14 protein-coding genes are annotated in these 18,205 nt (G+C 63.4%); 5 read left to right on the forward strand and 9 right to left on the reverse strand.

What is annotated here, in order from left to right; all coding sequences use genetic code 11:
- Positions 1 to 9 precede the first annotated feature (9 nt).
- The 3 genes from H8B03_RS08780 (at position 10) to H8B03_RS08790 (ending at position 5,447) form a co-directional block, all read left to right on the forward strand.
- Positions 10 to 1,692 (forward strand): ABC transporter ATP-binding protein, encoded by a 1,683-nt coding sequence (locus H8B03_RS08780; protein WP_193141367.1) that lies wholly within the window; start codon positions 10 to 12, stop codon positions 1,690 to 1,692.
- Between the two features lie 17 nt (positions 1,693 to 1,709).
- On the forward strand, positions 1,710 to 3,590 hold the full coding sequence (locus H8B03_RS08785) for a DUF2264 domain-containing protein (protein ID WP_193141368.1): 1,881 nt from the start codon (positions 1,710 to 1,712) through the stop codon (positions 3,588 to 3,590).
- 210 nt (positions 3,591 to 3,800) lie between these two features.
- Positions 3,801 to 5,447 carry a serine hydrolase gene (locus tag H8B03_RS08790; RefSeq protein WP_193141369.1) on the forward strand — a complete coding sequence of 549 codons (1,647 nt, stop codon included), beginning with the start codon at positions 3,801 to 3,803 and terminating at the stop codon, positions 5,445 to 5,447.
- Positions 5,448 to 5,472: 25 nt separating this feature from the next.
- Here H8B03_RS08790 and H8B03_RS08795 read toward each other — a convergent pair whose 3' ends face one another.
- From H8B03_RS08795 to glpD, 9 genes are all read right to left on the reverse strand, one after another.
- The gene (locus H8B03_RS08795) at positions 5,473 to 6,621 is read right to left on the reverse strand and encodes an iron-containing alcohol dehydrogenase (RefSeq protein ID WP_193141370.1); all 1,149 of its coding nucleotides are present in this window, start codon (positions 6,619 to 6,621) and stop codon (positions 5,473 to 5,475) included.
- Positions 6,622 to 6,624: 3 nt separating this feature from the next.
- Positions 6,625 to 8,109: a glycerol kinase GlpK gene (gene glpK, locus H8B03_RS08800; RefSeq protein WP_193141371.1), complete on the reverse strand. Its 1,485-nt coding sequence runs from the start codon at positions 8,107 to 8,109 to the stop codon at positions 6,625 to 6,627.
- 99 nt (positions 8,110 to 8,208) lie between these two features.
- Positions 8,209 to 9,918 carry an ABC transporter substrate-binding protein gene (locus H8B03_RS08805; protein ID WP_193141372.1) on the reverse strand — a complete coding sequence of 570 codons (1,710 nt, stop codon included), beginning with the start codon at positions 9,916 to 9,918 and terminating at the stop codon, positions 8,209 to 8,211.
- Positions 9,919 to 10,000: 82 nt separating this feature from the next.
- A complete protein-coding gene (locus tag H8B03_RS08810; RefSeq protein WP_193141373.1) occupies positions 10,001 to 10,273 on the reverse strand; it encodes a DUF2160 domain-containing protein in 273 nt (90 codons plus the stop codon).
- Between the two features lie 22 nt (positions 10,274 to 10,295).
- Entirely contained in the window at positions 10,296 to 11,138 is an 843-nt protein-coding gene (locus H8B03_RS08815) for a carbohydrate ABC transporter permease (protein WP_394355459.1), read from the reverse strand.
- A gap of 12 nt (positions 11,139 to 11,150) precedes the next feature.
- Complete coding sequence (locus tag H8B03_RS08820) at positions 11,151 to 12,020, reverse strand: carbohydrate ABC transporter permease (RefSeq protein ID WP_193141375.1); 870 nt, start codon at positions 12,018 to 12,020, stop codon at positions 11,151 to 11,153.
- 94 nt (positions 12,021 to 12,114) lie between these two features.
- The gene (locus tag H8B03_RS08825; protein ID WP_193141376.1) at positions 12,115 to 13,191 is read right to left on the reverse strand and encodes an ABC transporter ATP-binding protein; all 1,077 of its coding nucleotides are present in this window, start codon (positions 13,189 to 13,191) and stop codon (positions 12,115 to 12,117) included.
- 11 nt (positions 13,192 to 13,202) lie between these two features.
- Positions 13,203 to 14,291, reverse strand: a complete 1,089-nt coding sequence (locus H8B03_RS08830; protein WP_193141377.1) for an ABC transporter ATP-binding protein — start codon at positions 14,289 to 14,291, stop codon at positions 13,203 to 13,205.
- A 13-nt stretch (positions 14,292 to 14,304) separates the two neighbouring features.
- Positions 14,305 to 15,909 carry a glycerol-3-phosphate dehydrogenase gene (gene glpD / locus H8B03_RS08835; RefSeq protein ID WP_193141378.1) on the reverse strand — a complete coding sequence of 535 codons (1,605 nt, stop codon included), beginning with the start codon at positions 15,907 to 15,909 and terminating at the stop codon, positions 14,305 to 14,307.
- A 250-nt stretch (positions 15,910 to 16,159) separates the two neighbouring features.
- On the opposite strand from glpD, the gene H8B03_RS08840 reads away from it, so the two are divergent.
- Together H8B03_RS08840 and H8B03_RS08845 are read left to right on the forward strand one after the other, a co-directional pair.
- On the forward strand, positions 16,160 to 16,942 hold the full coding sequence (locus tag H8B03_RS08840; protein ID WP_193141379.1) for a DeoR/GlpR family DNA-binding transcription regulator: 783 nt from the start codon (positions 16,160 to 16,162) through the stop codon (positions 16,940 to 16,942).
- A 206-nt stretch (positions 16,943 to 17,148) separates the two neighbouring features.
- On the forward strand, positions 17,149 to 18,159 hold the full coding sequence (locus H8B03_RS08845) for an IS30 family transposase (RefSeq protein WP_193141380.1): 1,011 nt from the start codon (positions 17,149 to 17,151) through the stop codon (positions 18,157 to 18,159).
- Positions 18,160 to 18,205: the final 46 nt, after the last annotated feature.

The raw sequence follows: 18,205 nt of genomic DNA on the forward strand, positions 1-18,205 counted from the left end.
GACACAGCCATGACTGCACAGACCGGCAAGACGGTTCTGGAAGTGCGCGGCCTCAGCGTCGCCTTCCCCGGCCGAAAGGGCGAAACCACGGCCATCTCGAACGTCAGCTTCGACCTGAATCTGGGCCAGACCACCTGTTTCGTGGGTGAATCCGGATCGGGCAAATCGGTGACGGCACGGGCGGTTTTAAACATCGTCGAACCCGCCGTCATCAAAGCGGGCGCGATCAACCTTGTGGATGTCGAGGCCGGCCAGCGGATCGAACTGTCGGGCCTGAACCCGGACGGGGCCGAGATCCGCGCCGTGCGCGGTGCCCGGATCGCCATGATCTTCCAGGAGCCGATGTCCTCGCTCAGCCCGGTGCACACCATCGGCGAGCAGATCATCGAGGGGATCATGCTGCATCAGGACGTGGACACCGCCACCGCCCGAGATCGCGCGATCAAGGCGCTGCGGGCCGTGCAGATCAAGAACCCCGAAGACGCCATCGACCGCTATCCGTTCGAGTATTCCGGCGGCATGCGGCAGCGGGCGATGATCGCCATGGCGCTTGGCTGTGAACCGGACATCCTGATCGCCGACGAGCCGACCACGGCACTGGACGTGACGACCCAGGCCGAGATCCTGAAGCTGCTGAAAGGCTTGCAGGAAAGCCACGGCATGGCGGTGATGTTCATCACACACGATATGGGTGTGGTGGCCGAGATTGCCGATCAGGTCGTGGTCATGCTGCACGGCTCGGTGGTGGAAACCGGCGCGGTGGATCAGGTGTTTCATGCCCCCGTGCACGCCTACACCAAGAAGCTGCTGAAGGCCTCGATGGGATTGGACGAAGCCGCGCACGGTCGCGGCGCGGCCTCCTCTGACGAGATCCTGATCGAAACCCACAATCTGTCGCTGGCATTTCCGTCGAAGAAAAAACTGCTCAGGAAGCCCGGCAGCGGCGTGCAGGCCCTGGACGAGGTGTCGGTCGAACTGCGGCGCGGGGAAATCCTTGGCATCGTCGGCGAATCCGGGTCGGGCAAGACAACGCTGGCGCGGGTGCTGATGGGCCGCTTCCAGCCGCAGTTCGGCGAGGCGATCTATCATACGCGCGACGGCGTGGCCAAGGATCTGAACGATCCCGCCACGTTCCGCGACGGGCAGGTCTACCGCGAGATGCGGATGATCTTCCAGGATCCCTATGGCTCGCTCAACCCGCGCATGACCGTGCAACAGATCATCGGCGAGCCGCTGCTGGTCAACGGTCTGCTGAAGGGCGCCGCCCTGCGTGACCGGGTGGGCGAACTGCTGGAGCGCGTCGGCCTTCCCGCCAGCGCGATGGAGCGCTATCCGCACGCCTTTTCCGGCGGTCAGCGGCAGCGGATCGGCATTGCCCGGGCTATCGCGCTGGACCCGCGCGTCATCATCGCCGACGAGGCGACAAGCGCGCTGGACGGATCGATCCGGGCGCAGATCCTTGATCTGCTGCTGGATCTGCGCAGCGAACTGGATCTGTCGATCCTGTTCATCGCCCATGACATCGGCGTCGTGCGCTATTTCTGTGACCGGGTTGCCGTGATGCACAAGGGCCGGGTGGTCGAAACCGGCACCGCCGTCCAGATCTGCGACGCCCCGCAAGACCCCTATACACAGCGCCTGATTTCCGCCGTGCCGATCCCTGATCCGCGCAAACGGCATCTGGTGGCCTGATGAAAGGCCTCAATCCCATGTCCAACGTGCTTCTGACCGAAACCCCGATCACCGGGAATCCCTTTGCGACCCGCGCCGATGCGCAGCGGGCGGTGGTGGATCTGATCGCACCATTGAAGGTCGGGTTTTCGCCCGGTCGTGCGCGGGTGAAACTGGGCGATACCTCGGCCCATTTCCACGATGCCGCCGCCCATCTGGAGGGGCTGGTGCGCCCGTTCTGGGGGTTGGCGCCGCTGCTGGCCGGGGGCGGAACCTTTGACGGCATCGAGATGTTCGTCGAAGGCCTGCAATACGGCGCGGACCCCGAGCATCCGGAATACTGGGGGCCGGTGACCGACTTCGATCAACGCATGGTGGAAAGTGCTGCCATCGGCTATGCGCTGGCGCTGGCGCCCGAGGTATTCTGGGATGGCATGACGCAGCGTGGGCGCGATTGCCTCGGCGACTGGCTGTTGAATTCTCTGCAACACAGGCCAGCGGCCAACAACTGGCACTTCTTTCACGTGCTGGTCTCGTTGGGCCTGACCCGCGTCGGGGTCGCGCATGACCTGTCGATCATCGAGGCCGATCTCGATCGGCTGGAAAGCTGGGACATGGGCAACGGCTGGTACCGTGACGGCGGCAAACGGCAGGCGGATCACTACATTCCCTTTGCCATGCATTTCTACGGCCTGATCTACGCGCAATACGGCCCCGAAGCCGACGCCGCGCGCCGTGACCGATTCCGCGACCGCGCCCGCACTTTCGCGCCGCAGGTTGCCCATTGGTTCGCCGCCGATGGCGCGGCGCTGCCCTATGGCCGATCGCTGACCTACCGCTTCGCCCATGCCGGATTCTGGGGCACGCTGGCGATGGCCGGGGAAGAGGCTCTGCCCTGGGGCGAGATCCGCGGGTACTGGGCGCGCAATCTGCGCTGGTGGTCGGACAAGCCGTTCACCGACACGCGCGGGGTGATGACCATCGGGTACGGCTATCCGCAGTTGCACATGGCCGAACGCTACAATTCGCCCGGCTCGCCCTATTGGGCGATGAAGGCCTTCGCGCCGCTGGCACTGCCGGAAACCCATCCGTTCTGGGCCGCCGAAGAAGCCGCCCCCTTAGCGCGTGATCAGGTTGTCACCCTGCCGGAACCGGGGATGGTCAAATTCGAACATCTGGGCGATGTGACGGTTCTGTGCGGCGGCCAGCACCCGCCGGCCCTTGGCCGCTCGGCCGAGAAGTACAACAAGTTCGCCTATTCCACCCGCTATGGCTTCAGCGTGGACTTCGAAGCGCGCGGCTTTGCCAATGCGCCTTCCGACAACATGCTGACATTTTCCGAAACCGGCGAATATTCAGCGCCGCGCAGCGGGGAAACCATGGCGCGGATCGGGAACGGCTGGCTTTACTCGGCATGGTCGCCCATGCCCGAGGTGGAGGTCGAAACCTGGCTGCTGGCCCATGCGCCCTGGCATCTGCGCCTGCACAGCATTCGCACCAAGCGCGGGGTACAGACGGTCGAGGGCGGTTTTGCGATACGCAAAAGCGATGCAATCCCCGGACCGGACCTGCAACCGGACGTTCGCGCCGAAGGCCCCGGTGCCTATGCCCGAATGACCAATGCCACAGATACGACCACCATCGTCGATGTGGCGGCACCGATCGACACCCCCGTTGCACGGGCGGGTCGGGTCATTGCGCCGGACGCCAATACCAACCTGATCGCCCCGCGCACCTGGGTGCCGCAACTGACCTGCGATCTGGCCCCCGGCACCTGGTCGCTCGGGGCCTGGGTCTATGCCGGCCGCACGGTGGGTGCGGTGCCAGCCTTGCCCGATGCCGACAGCCTTCCCACAAGCGCCGATCTGGACCAGATGCGCACGGGCGGAGAGATCATCCGGGTCTGGGACCTGCCATGAACCCTGCCCGGTGTTCCTGACATCGGCCGGGGCAGGGCGTACCACATGCGCCCCAGCGCAGGCCGGAATGCACGGTGGGCCGCGCGGCCCCCACATACGGCCATACAACTTGAAATTGATCCGTTTTCCAGAGACCTTGAGGACATTGCAAACCCACGCGAGGCTCGGGCGCATTCTGCCCATCGGTCTGGCATAGCGGAGAGAGATGTCATGTCGTCTGCCCGGACCATTCCAGACTTTGCACGTAAGACGCGCCTGCGCCTTGGCACCCTGTCCGCCTGTCTGTGCGCCGCGCTGTTTCTGTCGCTTCCCGGCACCGCTCAGGCCGATGCAGACCTGCCCCGGATCGCCCTGCCAGACCCGATGCCCGCCCCGCCGTTGACCATGCTTCTGCCCGTGCCTGAAACGCGGATCGACGCGGCGATTTCCGCGCTGGATGAGCTTGGCCAGTCGATCCTTGATCGCTCTGGCGTGCCCGGTCTGGCCGTCGCGGTGGTCCACGGTGGGCAAACCGTCTATGCGCGCGGTTTCGGCCTGCGGGCGGTGGGCGATCCGGCGCTGGTTGATGCGGACACCGTGTTCCTGCTGGCGTCAGTGTCGAAACCTGTCGGTGCCACGGTGGTGGCCACCCAAGTTGCGGCGGGCCGGGTGTCATGGGACGATCCGGTGCGCAGCTATCTGCCGTGGTTCGATCTGGGCGATCCGTGGATCAGCGAACATGTCACCATCGGCGATCTCTATGCGCACCGTTCCGGTCTGCCGGATCATGCGGGCGACGATCTGGAGGATCTGGGCTTTGACCGCCGCGCGGTGCTGGACCGCCTTGCCCTTCTGCCCAAGGGGCGTTTCCGCCTGGACTATGCCTATACCAATTTCGGCCTCACCGCCGCTGCCGAGGCCGTGGCCAGCGCGGCGGGAACGGATTGGGCCAGCCTGTCCGAACAGACGATCTATCAGCCGCTGGGCATGACCGCGACCAGTTCGCGCCACGTCGATTTCATGGCGCGCGACAATCGCGCGTCCAGCCATGTTCCGAACGGCGACACTTATGTGATCGCGGACCGCCGCCAGCCTGACGCGCAAAGCCCGGCGGGCGGGGTCAGTTCCAGCGTGCACGACATGGCCCGTTGGATGGCGATGGTGCTGGGCAATGGCACATTGGACGGCACCCCGGTGATCGCGCCCGAGGCCTTGCGCCCGGCGTTGTCACCGCAAATGATCCCAGGCCTGCCGATGCAGGTTTCGGCCCGCAGCGGCGCCTATGGCTACGGGTTCAACGTCGGTGTCCGGCCGTCGGGCCGGGTCGAGCTGAGCCATTCCGGCGCTTTCGCCCTGGGAGCGTCGACCAGCATCTCGATGCTGCCCGATCTGGGGCTGGGCATTGTCGTTCTGACCAACGCCCCGCCGACGGGAGCGCCCGAGGCCCTTGCGGCGGCCTTTCTGGACCGGGTGGAGCTTGGCCTTGAAACCCGCGACTGGCTGGCAGGCTACAGCCGCCTGATGGCGCCGCTGTCCGCACCGGTGGGGCAGCTTGTTGGGGCGACCCCCCCGACCGACCCGGCCCCCGCCCAGCCTGACCCGGCCTATCTGGGCACCTACCACAGCGCCTATTTCGGACCTGCCGAAGTGTCGGCCGGGCCAGACGGGCTGGAACTGGCGCTTGGCCCGGACAAGCAGACGCTGGCCTTGCAGCACTGGGATGGTGACAGCTTCGTGGTCACCCCCGATACCGAGAACCAGCCGACGGGATCAATCTCGCAGGTGACGTTCCAGATCGATGCAACGGGCGCGGCTGCAAACATGTGGGTCGAGCATCTGGACGGCGACGGGCTGGGCGCGTTTCTGCGGCAAGACTAGGGTCGCAGGCCGCCCGCCGGAGATCTCAGCCCCGTGCCGCCTGGGCCAGAATGTCGGTGATGTCCTGCGCCGAAAGCGGCACCGGGTTGCCCTTGGTGGAGGAGGCGGTCAGCGCCTGTTCGGCAACCGCATAGAAATCCGCCTCGGGCACGTGAAGCTGCGCCAGGGTCGGCACCCGTTGCGCAGTCACGAAGGCTTGCAACGCCACGATGCCTTGACCGGGGTTCGCGCCAAGCGCCTCTGCAAGCCAGCGTTCAACCGCCTCGAACCGCTGCATCGACATGTCCAGCTGCCGCGCTTTTTGCGCGTTCACGGTCAGGGCTGCGGCCAGCAAGCGCCCGCAGATGGCACCATGCGCCCCGCCCCGGCCACCGATGACCGAGGCCAGACCATGCACCACGCCCAGCCCCGAGTTGGCCAGCGCAAGACCGCTGAGATGACTGGCCCGCGCCATGGTGTCCCGCGCGGCGGGATCTTCCGCCTTGGCCAGTCGGCACAGGGCCCGCATCGCGTCGGGAATGGTGGCGCTGCACAGGGCATCGGTCACCGGATTGGCGCGGATGCACAGGTAGCTTTCGATCAACTGGGTAATCGCATCCAGTCCGGTGGCCATGGTCAGCGCCGAGGGCGCACCATCGGTCAGGGCCGGGTCGACGATGGCCAGATCCGGTAACAGGCGCGGATCGCGCAGGCTGATCTTCATCTGCCGGTCCGGCACGCCGATGACCGCGTTGCGCGTGGCCTCCGCCCCGGTGCCGGCGGTGGTGGGCAGCGCGACGAAGGGCAATGGATCGGACAGGTGGCGCGGCCTGGCATTGCCAAGTTCCAGGAAGTCGGCCGGATCCCCGTCACTGGGACACAGGCCCGATATGGCCTTGCCCAGGTCGATGACCGCGCCGCCGCCAACGGCCAGGATGCAATCGGCCCCGAAGTTGCGCGCCGTCTCGACCCCCTGCCGAACTTCGGGCAGGCTCGGCTCACCCTGTGACAGCAAGCTTTCGACCGCGATCCCGGCGGTGGCGAGGGCGGTTTCCAACTCGCTCACCCAGGCCACGGATCGACCGCGCACCACAAGCACGCGGGCCCCCAGCGCGCCCACTTCGGCAACCGTCTGGTCCCGGCATCCGCGGCCAAAGATTGTGCGGTCCGGGGCGGTCAGCGCGAAATCCGCCATGTTTCAGGCCCGCGTCGTTGCGTCGACGGCGCGACGCCAGGCGGCGTATTTGGCCTCGCGGGTATCATCGGGCATGGCCGGTTCGAAACTGCGCTCCAACGCCCATTGAGCCGCGAATTCGGCCTGTGTAGGATAGATGCCCGCGCGTTGCCCGGCCAGCCAGGCCGCGCCCATGGCGGTGGTTTCCAGCACTTTCGGCCGGTCGACGCGGGCGCCCAGGATGTCGGCCAGAAACTGCATCGTCCAGTCCGAGGCGCTCATGCCGCCATCGACACGCAGGATGGCATCCCCGGCACCGCCCATGTCGGCATGCATCGCCTCCAACAGGTCGCGGGTCTGGTAGCCGACGCTTTCCAGTGCGGCGCGGGCGAATTCGGCGGGCCCCGAATTCCGCGTCAGACCGAAGATCGCACCGCGGCAGTCGGGCCGCCAATAGGGCGCGCCCAATCCCGTGAAGGCGGGCACCAGGATGACGTCCTGTCCCGGATCGGCGCTTTGCGCCAGCGGCTGGGTCTCGCGCGCGTCGTTGATGATCTTCAGCCCGTCGCGCAGCCATTGCACCACCGCGCCCGCGATGAAAATCGAGCCTTCCAGCGCATAGGTCGGTTTGCCGTCCAACTGGTAGGCGATGGTCGTCAGCAGCCGGTTTTGCGAGGTCACCGGCGTATCGCCGGTGTTCAGCAGCGCGAAACAGCCGGTGCCATAAGTGGATTTCAGCATGCCGGGTTTGAAACAGGCCTGCCCGACGGTGGCGGCCTGCTGATCGCCGGCAATGCCGCAGATCGGGATCGGACGGCCAAACAGGTCGGCGCGGGTTTCGCCGAAATCGGCGGCGCAATCACGCACCTCGGGCAGCATCGACATGGGGATGTTCAGCCGGTCGCAGATCGTTTGCGACCAGCGGCCCTTGCGAATGTCGTACAGCATGGTGCGGGCGGCATTGGTGGCATCGGTGACATGCACCTTGCCGCCGGTCAGGTTCCAGACCAGCCAGCTGTCGACGGTGCCGAAGATCAGCTCTCCGGCCTCGGCGCGGGCGCGGGCGCCTTCGACGTTGTCCAGCAGCCAGGCCAGCTTGGTGCCCGAGAAATAGGGATCCAGCAGCAGACCGGTGCGGGTGGTCACCGCCGCTTCGAACCCGTCGTCCTTCAGCGTCTTGCACTGGGCGGCAGTGCGGCGGTCTTGCCAGACGATGGCGTTGTGAATGGGTTTGCCGGTCTTGCGATCCCAGACCAGCGTGGTTTCGCGCTGGTTGGTGATGCCGATGGCGGCGATGCCCTCGGCGCCGATCCCGGCCGTCTTGATGGCCGCGCGGCAGGTGTCCACGGTGGTCGACCACAGATCGTTCGCGTCATGTTCGACCCAGCCCGAGGCCGGGTAGTGCTGGGCAAATTCTTCCTGCGCCGATGCAACCGCCGTCAGCGACGTATCGAACAGGATCGCGCGGGTCGATGTGGTGCCCTGATCGATGGCCAGAATGTGGGACATGACCGCCTCTCCTCAAAGCGAATTCGGGGCGCTCAGGCGGCGCCTCTGGATCTTGCATGCAGATGGTCGGGGCCCCGAGGAGCCCCGACCGGGGGGAGGTTACTGCCAGGAATTGATCAGCTCGTCATAGCTGACGGTCTGGGGCTCTTCGTCCTCGTTTTCCAGCTTGGCGTAAGGCGCGCCGGGCTGGGAGAACCAGTATTCCGCGTCACGCTCTTCGTTCAGCTTCGGACCGATATCGCCCTGGATGCCGGCGCGTTCAAGCCGCTCCAGCACGCGTTCCTGGTCGGCGCACAGCGCATCCAGCGCTTCCTGCGGGGTCTTGGCCCCCGACATGGCGTCGCCGATGTTCTGCCACCACAGTTGTGCCAGCTTCGGATAGTCCGGGATGTTGGTGCCGGTCGGCGACCAGGCCACGCGGGCGGGCGAGCGGTAGAACTCGACCAGACCGCCCAGCTTGTCCGCACGTTCGGTGAAGCTGTCATGCTGCACGGTGGATTCGCGGATGAAAGTCAGACCGACGTGGGATTTCTTCACGTCCACGGTCTTCGAGGTCACGAACTGGGCATAAAGCCAGGCCGCCTGCGCCCGATCGACCGGGGTCGATTTCATCAGCGTCCAGGAACCCACGTCCTGATAGCCGACCTTCTGGCCATCCTTCCAATAGACCCCATGCGGCGAAGGGGCCAGGCGCCACTTCGGCGTGCCGTCTTCGTTCATGACCGTCTCGGAGGCCACCAGCGGCGGCACGAAGGTGGTGTACATGAACATCTGCTGGGCAATCTGGCCCTGCGCGGGGATCGGACCCGCCTCGGAGAAGGTCATCCCCATGGATGCGGGCGGCGAGTACTTCTGCAACCATTCAATGGCTTTGGTCACCGCATAGACCGCCGCCGGCGCATTGGTTGCCCCGCCGCGCGCCACGCAGGACCCGGTGGGCTGCGAGTTCTCGTTCACGCGAACACCCCATTCGTCCACGGGCAGGCCGTTCGGCTCGCCCACGTCGCCCATACCGGCCATCGACATCCACGCGTCGGTATAGCGCCAGCCCAGCGAGGGATCTTTCTTGCCATAGTCCATGTTGCCATAGACGTCGCCTTCGATACCCATGTGCGACAGGTCGCGGCCAGTGAAGAATTCGGCAATATCCTCATAGGCCGACCAGTTGACCGGAACGCCCAGATCATAGCCGAAGGCTTCCTTGAAATCGGCCTTGTTCTTCTCGTCGTTGAACCAGTCATAGCGGAACCAGTACAGGTTGGCGAACTGCTGGTCAGGCAGTTGGTACAGCTTGCCATCCGGTGCGGTGGTGAACTGGGTGCCGATGAAATCATCCAGGTCCAGTCCAGGGTTGGTTACATCCGCGCCTTCGCCCGCCATCCAGTCTGTCAGGTTGCGCACCTGCTGATAGCGCCAATGGGTGCCAATCAGGTCAGAGTCGTTGACGTAGGCATCATAGATGTTCTCGCCCGACTGCATCTGGGTTTGCAGCTTTTCGACCACATCGCCCTCGCCGATCAGGTCATGAGTGACCTTGATGCCGGTGATGGCTGTGAAGGCCGGGGCCAGAACCTGGCTTTCATAGCTGTGGGTGTCGATGGTTTCGGAAACGACCTTGATTTCCATCCCTTCATAGGGCTTGGCCGCATCCACGAAGAACTGCATCTCGGCTTCCTGCTCGGCGCGCGACAGCGTCGACTGATCGCCGATTTCCGCATCCAGAAACGCGGTCGCCGCGTTCATGTCGGCGAATGCCGGACCCGCCAGCACCAGCAAGGCTGCCGTGGTGGATTTGAGGTTGAGGTTCATGTGAGTCCTCCCGTTTGAACCATAGTTGAGGATGTCTTATGCGCGACCGGGTCTCCTCCTTCCCCGGCCACGGGGCCTGTCCCTACACCCAGCGGAACACCGCGGCGGCGTAGATCAGGCAGACGATCAGGGCGTATGGTTGATGCGCCCCGACGATCCCGAGCCAGGCCAGATTGATGAAGGCCGAACCCAGAAGAGTGATGAAGAGCCGGTCGCCCCGCGTGGTTTCGATCCGCAGAATGCCCGTCCGGGGCGATTCCGGGAACTTGATTGCAAGCACCGTAAAGGTCACCAGCAACGATGCAATCACCATGAAGAAGATCGCGGTCGGCCAGGTCCATGCCATCCATGCCATTGTGAATCCTCCCTTTTCTGTCTTACACGCGGCCCAGGGCAAAGCCCTTGGCGATGTAGTTGCGGACAAAGTAGATCACCAGCGCGCCGGGAACGATGGTCAGCACACCGGCGGCGGCCAGCACGCCCCAGTCGATACCGGCGGCGCCCTGCGTTCGGGTCATGATCGCGGCGATGGGTTTGGCATCCACGGTGGTCAGCGTGCGGCTGAGCAGCAGTTCCACCCATGAGAACATGAAGCAAAAGAAGGCCGCGACCCCGATTCCGCTGGCGATCAGCGGCATGAAGATCTTCACGAAGAAGCGCCCGAAGCTGTAGCCGTCGATATAGGCGGTCTCGTCGATCTCTTTCGGGACACCGCGCATGAAGCCTTCCAGGATCCAGACCGCCAGCGGCACGTTGAACAGGCAATGCGCCAGCGCCACCGCGATATGCGTGTCGAACAGGCCGACCGAACTGTAGAGTTGGAAGAAGGGCAGGGCGAAGACCGCCGGCGGCGCCATCCGGTTGGTCAGCAGCCAGAAGAACAGATGCTTGTCGCCCATGAAGGAATAGCGGCTGAACGCATAGGCCGCGGGCAGGGCCACCGCCAGGCTGATGGCGGTGTTCATCACCACATAGATCAGCGAGTTCACATAGCCCATGTACCACGCCGGATCGGTCAGGATCGTGGCGTAATTGGCAAAGGTCAGGTTGCGCGGAATCAGGGTGAACTCGTTCAGGATCTCGGTGTTGGTCTTCAGGCTCATGTTCAGCAGCCAGTAGATCGGCAGCATCAGGAACAGCAGGTAAAGACCCATTACCACGGCGCGGCTGTTGACCTTCGGCAGCGACAGGCGGCGCGGGCTGGATTGGTTGACGGTCATGTCGGCCATGTCTCAGCTCTCTCGCTTTTCAAGGGTGGTCATCACGGTGTAGAACACCCAGCTGACCAGAAGGATTACAAGGAAATACATCAGCGAGAACGCCGCCGCAGGTCCAAGGTCGAATTGTCCCAGCGCCATCTTCACAAGGTCGATCGACAGCAGGGTCGTGGCGTTGCCCGGTCCACCGCCGGTGACGACGAAAGGTTCGGTGTAGATCATGAAACTGTCCATGAAGCGCAGCAGGATCGCGATCATCAGCACGCCGGTGATCTTGGGCAGCTCGATGTAGCGGAACACCTTCCAGCGCGAGGCCTGGTCGATCTTGGCGGCCTGATAATAGGCATCCGGGATCGACTTCAGCCCGGCATAGGCCAGCAGCGCCACCAGCGAGGTCCAGTGCCACACGTCCATGACCACCACGGTGATCCAGGCGGCAACGGTGTCCTGCGTGTAGTTGTAGTTGATACCGAGGCCGTCCAGCGCATAGCCCAGCAGGCCGATGTCGACACGTCCGAAGATCTGCCAGATGGTACCCACCACGTTCCACGGGATCAGCAGGGGCAGGGACATCACCACCAGGCAGAAGCTGGCCCAGAACCCAGATTTCGGCATGTTGAGCGCCACGAAGATGCCCAGCGGCACCTCGATTGCCAGAATGATCCCCGAGAACATCAGCTGACGCCCCAAGGCATCCCACATTCGTTCGGAGTCCAGCATTTCCTTGAACCATTCCAGGCCGGCCCAGAAGAACTGGTTGTTGCCGAAGGTGTCCTGCACGGAATAGTTGACCACGGTCATCAGCGGGATCACCGCCGAGAAGGCCACCAGCAGCAGCACCGGCAGTACCAGAAACCATGCCTTTTGGTTGACTGTCTTTTCCATTAGCTCGCCCCCTCCTCGGACGATTGCGCCGCATGGCGCGCTGTCACAGCGGATGCCCGGCCGATGCCGCGACCCGGTTGGTCGCGCGGCGGTGTCATCCGGCCTCTCCCTGTACGCGCCAGTCGTTGGCGTAGACGTTCACATGCGCCGCATCGAAGCTGACGCGGTTCATGTCGGCGCTGACGTGATCGTCCTCGCCGGCGATGATGTTGATGTCGGTGCCAAAGAACTCGGCCCGGATGATCTTGTGGCGGCCCACGTCCTCGACCCGGCGCACCTTGACCGGCAGGCCCTCGGTCTGCGACAGCCGCGCGAATTCCGGGCGCACGCCGATCTCGACCTTGCCTGACAACGGCTTGTAACCCTGCGCCAGATCCATATGGGCACCGTTCAGATAGGCCTTGTTGCCGTCGATCCGCACCGGGATCACATTCATCCCCGGCGAACCGATGAAATAGCCCACGAAGGTGTGCTCGGGGCGCTCGAACAATTCATCCGGTGTGCCGATCTGCACGACGCGGCCGTCGTACATGACCACCACCTTGTCGGCGAAGGTCAGTGCCTCGGTCTGGTCGTGAGTCACATAGATCATCGTGTGACCGAAATCGTGGTGCAGCTTTTTCAACTGGGTGCGCAATTCCCACTTCATGTGCGGGTCGATGACGGTCAGCGGTTCGTCGAACAGCAGCGCGTTGACGTCCTTGCGCACCATGCCACGGCCCAGGCTGATCTTCTGTTTGGCATCCGCCGTCAGGCCACGCGCCTTCTTGCTCAGCATGTCCTCCATGCCGATCATGCGGGCGATTTCCTGCACGCGCTCGGCCACATAGGCCTCGTCGCGGCCCCGGTTGCGCAACGGGAAGGCCAGGTTGTCGCGCACCGTCATGGTGTCATAGACCACCGGGAACTGGAAAACCTGCGCGATGTTGCGTTCCGCCGTGGGCGCAGCGGTCACATCCTTGCCGTCGAACAGGATGCGCCCCTGCGAGGGATGCAACAGCCCCGAAATGATGTTCAGCAACGTGGACTTGCCGCACCCGGACGATCCCAGCAGGGCATAGGCGGCGCCGTCATCCCAGTCGTGGTTCAGCTCTTTCAGCGCGTAGTCATCCTCGCTGGTCGGGTTCGGCAGGTAGGAATGGGCGAGGTTGTCGAGTGTGATCTTGGCCATCTGTTTCTCCCTCAGGCCGCCAGCGCATAGGCGGCGGGCGCAACCAGCTTGCCATCTTCACCGAAGATGTAGACGTGACGCGGATCCAGCCAGACCGACAGGGCCTCGCCGATCGGCAGGTCGTGAATGCCGTGCACCAGCCCGACCCAGCGGTCGCCGTGATGATCGAGATGAATGAAGGTCTCGGACCCGGTCAGCTCGGTGACGTTCAGCGTGGTCTTGAATTCCATGGCGTCGCCGACATGCTGGCCGATTTCCAGATGGTTGGGCCGGAACCCTGCGGTATAGCGGCCATCCGCCAGATCGCCCAGCTTGCCCGCGGCAGGCGTGCTTTGGCCGTCGCCGAACATGATGCGGTCGCCGGTTTTCGAGATCTGCAGGAAGTTCATGGGCGGATCGCTGAACACCCGCGCGGTGGTGGCATCCACCGGCCGGCGATAGACATCGGGTGTCGGACCGAACTGGGTGACGCGACCTTCCCAAAGGGCGACGGTATTGCCGCCCAGCAGCAGCGCCTCTTCGGGTTCGGTGGTCGCGTAGACGAAGATCGCGCCGGAGGCCTCGAATATCTTCGGAATCTCGACGCGCAATTCCTCGCGCAGCTTGTAGTCCAGGTTGGCCAGCGGTTCGTCCAGCAGCACCAGGCCGGCGTTCTTGACCAGCGCGCGGGCCAATGCGCAGCGCTGCTGCTGCCCGCCGGACAGTTCCAGCGGCTTGCGGTCCAGCATCGGCGTCAGTTGCATCAGCTCGGCGGTTTCACGCACCCGGCGATCCACCTCGGCCTTGTCGATCCCCAGCAGCTTCATCGGCGACGCGATGTTGTCGTAGACGCTCATCGACGGGTAGTTGATGAACTGCTGATAGACCATGGCCACCTTGCGATCCTGCACGCGTTGCCCGGTGACGTCCTCTCCGTTCCACAGGATCTGACCCGCCGCGGGCGCATCCAGCCCGGCCATCAGGCGCATCAAAGATGTCTTTCCCGACAGCGTCGGCCCGAGAAGCACGTTCATCGTGCCGTTTTCCAGCGTCAGATCCGTGGGATGGACATGGGTTTGTCCGTCCTTGATCTTGGATACGCCTTTCAGTTCCAGCGTCATCAGGTCCTCCTCCTTATCCCACGGCCGATGTTTGGGTCGTGGTGTGGCGGCGCTCTGCCATCCAGGTGTTCAATGCGGTGATCTCGTCGCGCGTCAGGCGCAGGCCCAGCTTGTTGCGGCGCCAGACCACATCTTCGGCGGTTAAGGCAAATTCGTGCACCATCAGCCAGGTGACCTCGGTTTCGGTCAGGGTCGCGCCGAAATTGCGCCCCAGATCGCCAGCTTGGGTTGCATTGCCCAGAATGTCACGCGCTTGTGTGCCGTAGGCGCGCGCAAGGCGGCGGGCCCAGAACGCATCCAGGAACGGATAGACCCGGCGCAGGCCCTCGACCAGCGCGTCAAACCCGTCCACCGGAAAGTCACCGCCCGGCAGGGGTACACCGGCGGTCCACGGCTTGCCCTTGCTGTCCAGATGATGCGCGATCTTTTCCAGCGCGTGTTCGGCCAACCGGCGATAGGTGGTGATCTTGCCGCCAAAGATGTTCAACATCGGCACGCCGCTGCTGGTGTCCACCTTCAGGGTATAGTCGCGCGTCGCCGCCGTGGCGCTGCTGGCGCCGTCGTCATACAGCGGGCGAACCCCGGAATAGGTCCAGACCACGTCGGACTCGTCCAGGTCCTGCTTGAAGTACTGGTTGGCGAATTTCAGCAGATAGCGCCGTTCCTCAGGGGTGCATTCCGGCTTGGCTGAGGGGGCGGGATGTTCGGCATCGGTGGTGCCGATCAGGGTGAAGTCGGTTTCATAGGGGATGGCGAAGATGATCCGACCATCAGTCCCCTGGAAGAAGTAGCACTTGCCGTGGTCGAACAGCTTGCGGGTCACGATATGGCTGCCGCGCACCAGCCGTACGCCTTCGCGCGAATTCAGCCGCACCTTGGTCTGGATGATGTCCCCGACCCAGGGACCGCCGGCATTGACCAGCATCCGGGCGAAATGGGTGTGCTCCGCGCCGGTTTCGCTATTGCGCGTTTTGACCCGCCACAAGGCGCCATCCTTTTCGGCGCTGACAACCTGCGTGCGGGTCATGATCCGGGCGCCGCGCGCCTCGGCATCGCGGGCGTTCAGCACCACGAGACGCGAGTCCTCGACCCAGCAGTCGGAATACTCATAGGCGGTAGAGAACCGGTCCTGAAGCGGCGCACCTTCGGGCGTGCCGGTCAGTGCCACGGTCGAGGTTCCCGGCAGGATCTTCCGCCCGCCAAGGTTGTCGTACAGGAACAGCCCCAACCGGATCAGCCACGCGGGCCGACGTCCCTTCATCCATGGCATGAAGATGCCCAGAAGTTTCGACGTTGGCGTGTCGGATTCGAAGCGCATATCTTTATGATAAGGAAGCACAAACCGCATCGGCCAGCTGATGTGCGGCATGGCGCGCAACAGCACCTCCCGCTCGATCAGGGCCTCACGCACAAGGCGGAACTCGAAGTATTCCAGGTACCGCAGCCCGCCGTGGAACAACTTGGTCGAGGCGGAAGACGTGGCCGAGGCCAGATCGTTCATTTCGGCCAGGGCCACCGTCAGACCGCGCCCCGCGGCGTCGCGGGCAATGCCACAGCCGTTGATGCCACCGCCGACGATGAACACGTCCGTCGTCTGGTCTTCGGTCGCTTGAGCCACGCGAATCTCCCCCTAACGCGTCTACGAGGCGGTTATCTCAAACAGTGACGCTTCGAGCAAGAAGAATGTTCGTTTATGATCGTTTTATAGGGTTCAGCCAAGATTTCGCGGATTTCTCGGGGGAAAGACTCCGCAAAACACCACAGAAACGAAAATCCTTCAGCCGTTTGTTGCTTTTCTGCGCGCAGTACGCCCTGATGACGGGTACGCAAGAATAGAACCGAACACTCTTCAGGACCACGCCAGATCCATGTCGCAGACCTTTCGCCATCCGGAGATCCTTGAAATCGCGCGCCGCGAGGGCAAGGTGACCGTCGAAGGTCTGGCGGCGCATTTTAGTGTCACCCTTCAGACGATCCGGCGCGACCTGACCGATCTGGCCGAAGCCGGGCGGCTGGAGCGTGTGCATGGCGGCGCCGTTCTGATGTCGGGCACCACCAACATCGGGTATGAAGAGCGCCGCTCGCTCAATCCCTCCGCCAAGCAGGCCATCGCGCGGGCCTGCGCGGCACGGATTCCCAATGGCATTTCCCTGTTTCTGAACATCGGCACCTCGACCGAGGCGGTGGCACAAGAGTTGCGGCATCATGAAAACCTCATGGTGATCACCAACAACATGAACGTGGCCAACATCCTGGTCGCCAACCCGTCCTGTGAAATCCTGGTGACGGGGGGCCAGTTGCGCCGCGCCGATGGCGGGTTGGTGGGCAATCTGGCGGCCGAAACCATCCACCAGTTCAAGTTCGACCTGGCGGTGATCGGCTGCTCGGCCCTCGATCAGGACGGGGATCTGCTGGATTTCGACATTCAGGAGGTCAGCGTCAGCAAGGCCATCCTGCACCAGTCGCGCAAGACCTACCTGGTGGCCGACCACACCAAGTTCTCGCGCAGCGCGCCCGCCCGGATCGCCTCGATCGCCGATGTGGATGCCTTCTTCACCGACCGACACCTGTCTGCAGATCTCGCGGCCTCCTGCAAGGACTGGCGCACGGAAGTTGTGGTGGCCGAACAGGATGATCCCGACCGCTCATGATCCCGCGCCTTCGCGCGGCCACGAGACCGGGGCATCCCACACGAACCGCTTCACACGCTGAACCGCCCGGGACTTGCGCCAAGGTGAAAAACTGCACTCCAAATATTACATAATTCGGTTTACGGGTATCTTGCGGCACACGCGGTGGATTCACAAACGAAGTGCAAATTCTGTACTGAAACAGAGAGTTGCATGGAGCAAGAAGAATGGGAAGCCACTACTGCCACCTGAATTTGGATGAACGACGCAAGATAGCAAAGTGGCTTGAAGCCAAAATGCCGGTTGCTGAGATTGCGGATCGACTGGGCCGTGACCCCTCCACGATCTACCGAGACATCAAGCGGAACCGATATACGGACAACGAGCTGCCAGACCTGAACGGCTATTACGCGCTGAATGCACAGGACATGTACGAGAAGCGCCGTGCCATCCATCGAAAGATGATCGTGCATCCGGAACTCAAGGAAGCCATTGAAGATCGCCTGAAGGCTGGATGGTCGCCCGAACAGATAGCCGGACGCATGCGACTTGAACACCATCCGATCCGCGTGAGCCACGAGACCATCTATCGGTTTGCCTATTCCAAGGATGGTCGCGACGAACAGTTTTATCGCCACTTGCCTGAACATCGCCGTCGCCGCAGGCCGCGTGGGTATCGCAGGCACAACCGGACCCACATCTTTGATGCCCGAAGCTTGTCACACAGGCCTGACCGCATCTCAGAACGCGCTGAATTCGGCCATTGGGAGTGTGATCTGATGATGTTCCGCAAAGAACATGGGAAGGTAAACGTGACGTCCCTGGTCGAGCGCGTGAGCCGATACGCCGTCGTCATGCGCAACGAGGATCGCCAAACCAAACCCATCATGGAAGCGCTGATCCAGGGGTTGGCTCCCCTGCCCGCCGATGCCCGCCAATCGATCACCTTTGATCGCGGCACCGAGTTCTCAGCCTGGCGGCATCTCAAGGTCGGGATCGGCGCGGATGCGTGGTTCTGTGATCCACAAGCGCCGTACCAGAAAGGCACCGTAGAAAACACGAACAACAGGCTGAGGAAATACCTGCCCCGCTCAACCGAACCGACGGCGCTGACAAATCGATACTTGAGGTCGATTTGCCACCGCCTCAATGCAACGCCGCGCAAATGCCTCGGGTATCACACGCCAGCAGAAGTCTTCGAAACCAAGCTGATGGAAATCCAGAACCGACCGGGATAGATCGACATACTAGGACCTGCACTTCAGTGTGAGTTCACATCACAAG

The sequence above is a fragment of the Meridianimarinicoccus sp. MJW13 genome, from assembly GCF_014901205.1.
Lineage (GTDB): Bacteria > Pseudomonadota > Alphaproteobacteria > Rhodobacterales > Rhodobacteraceae > Meridianimarinicoccus.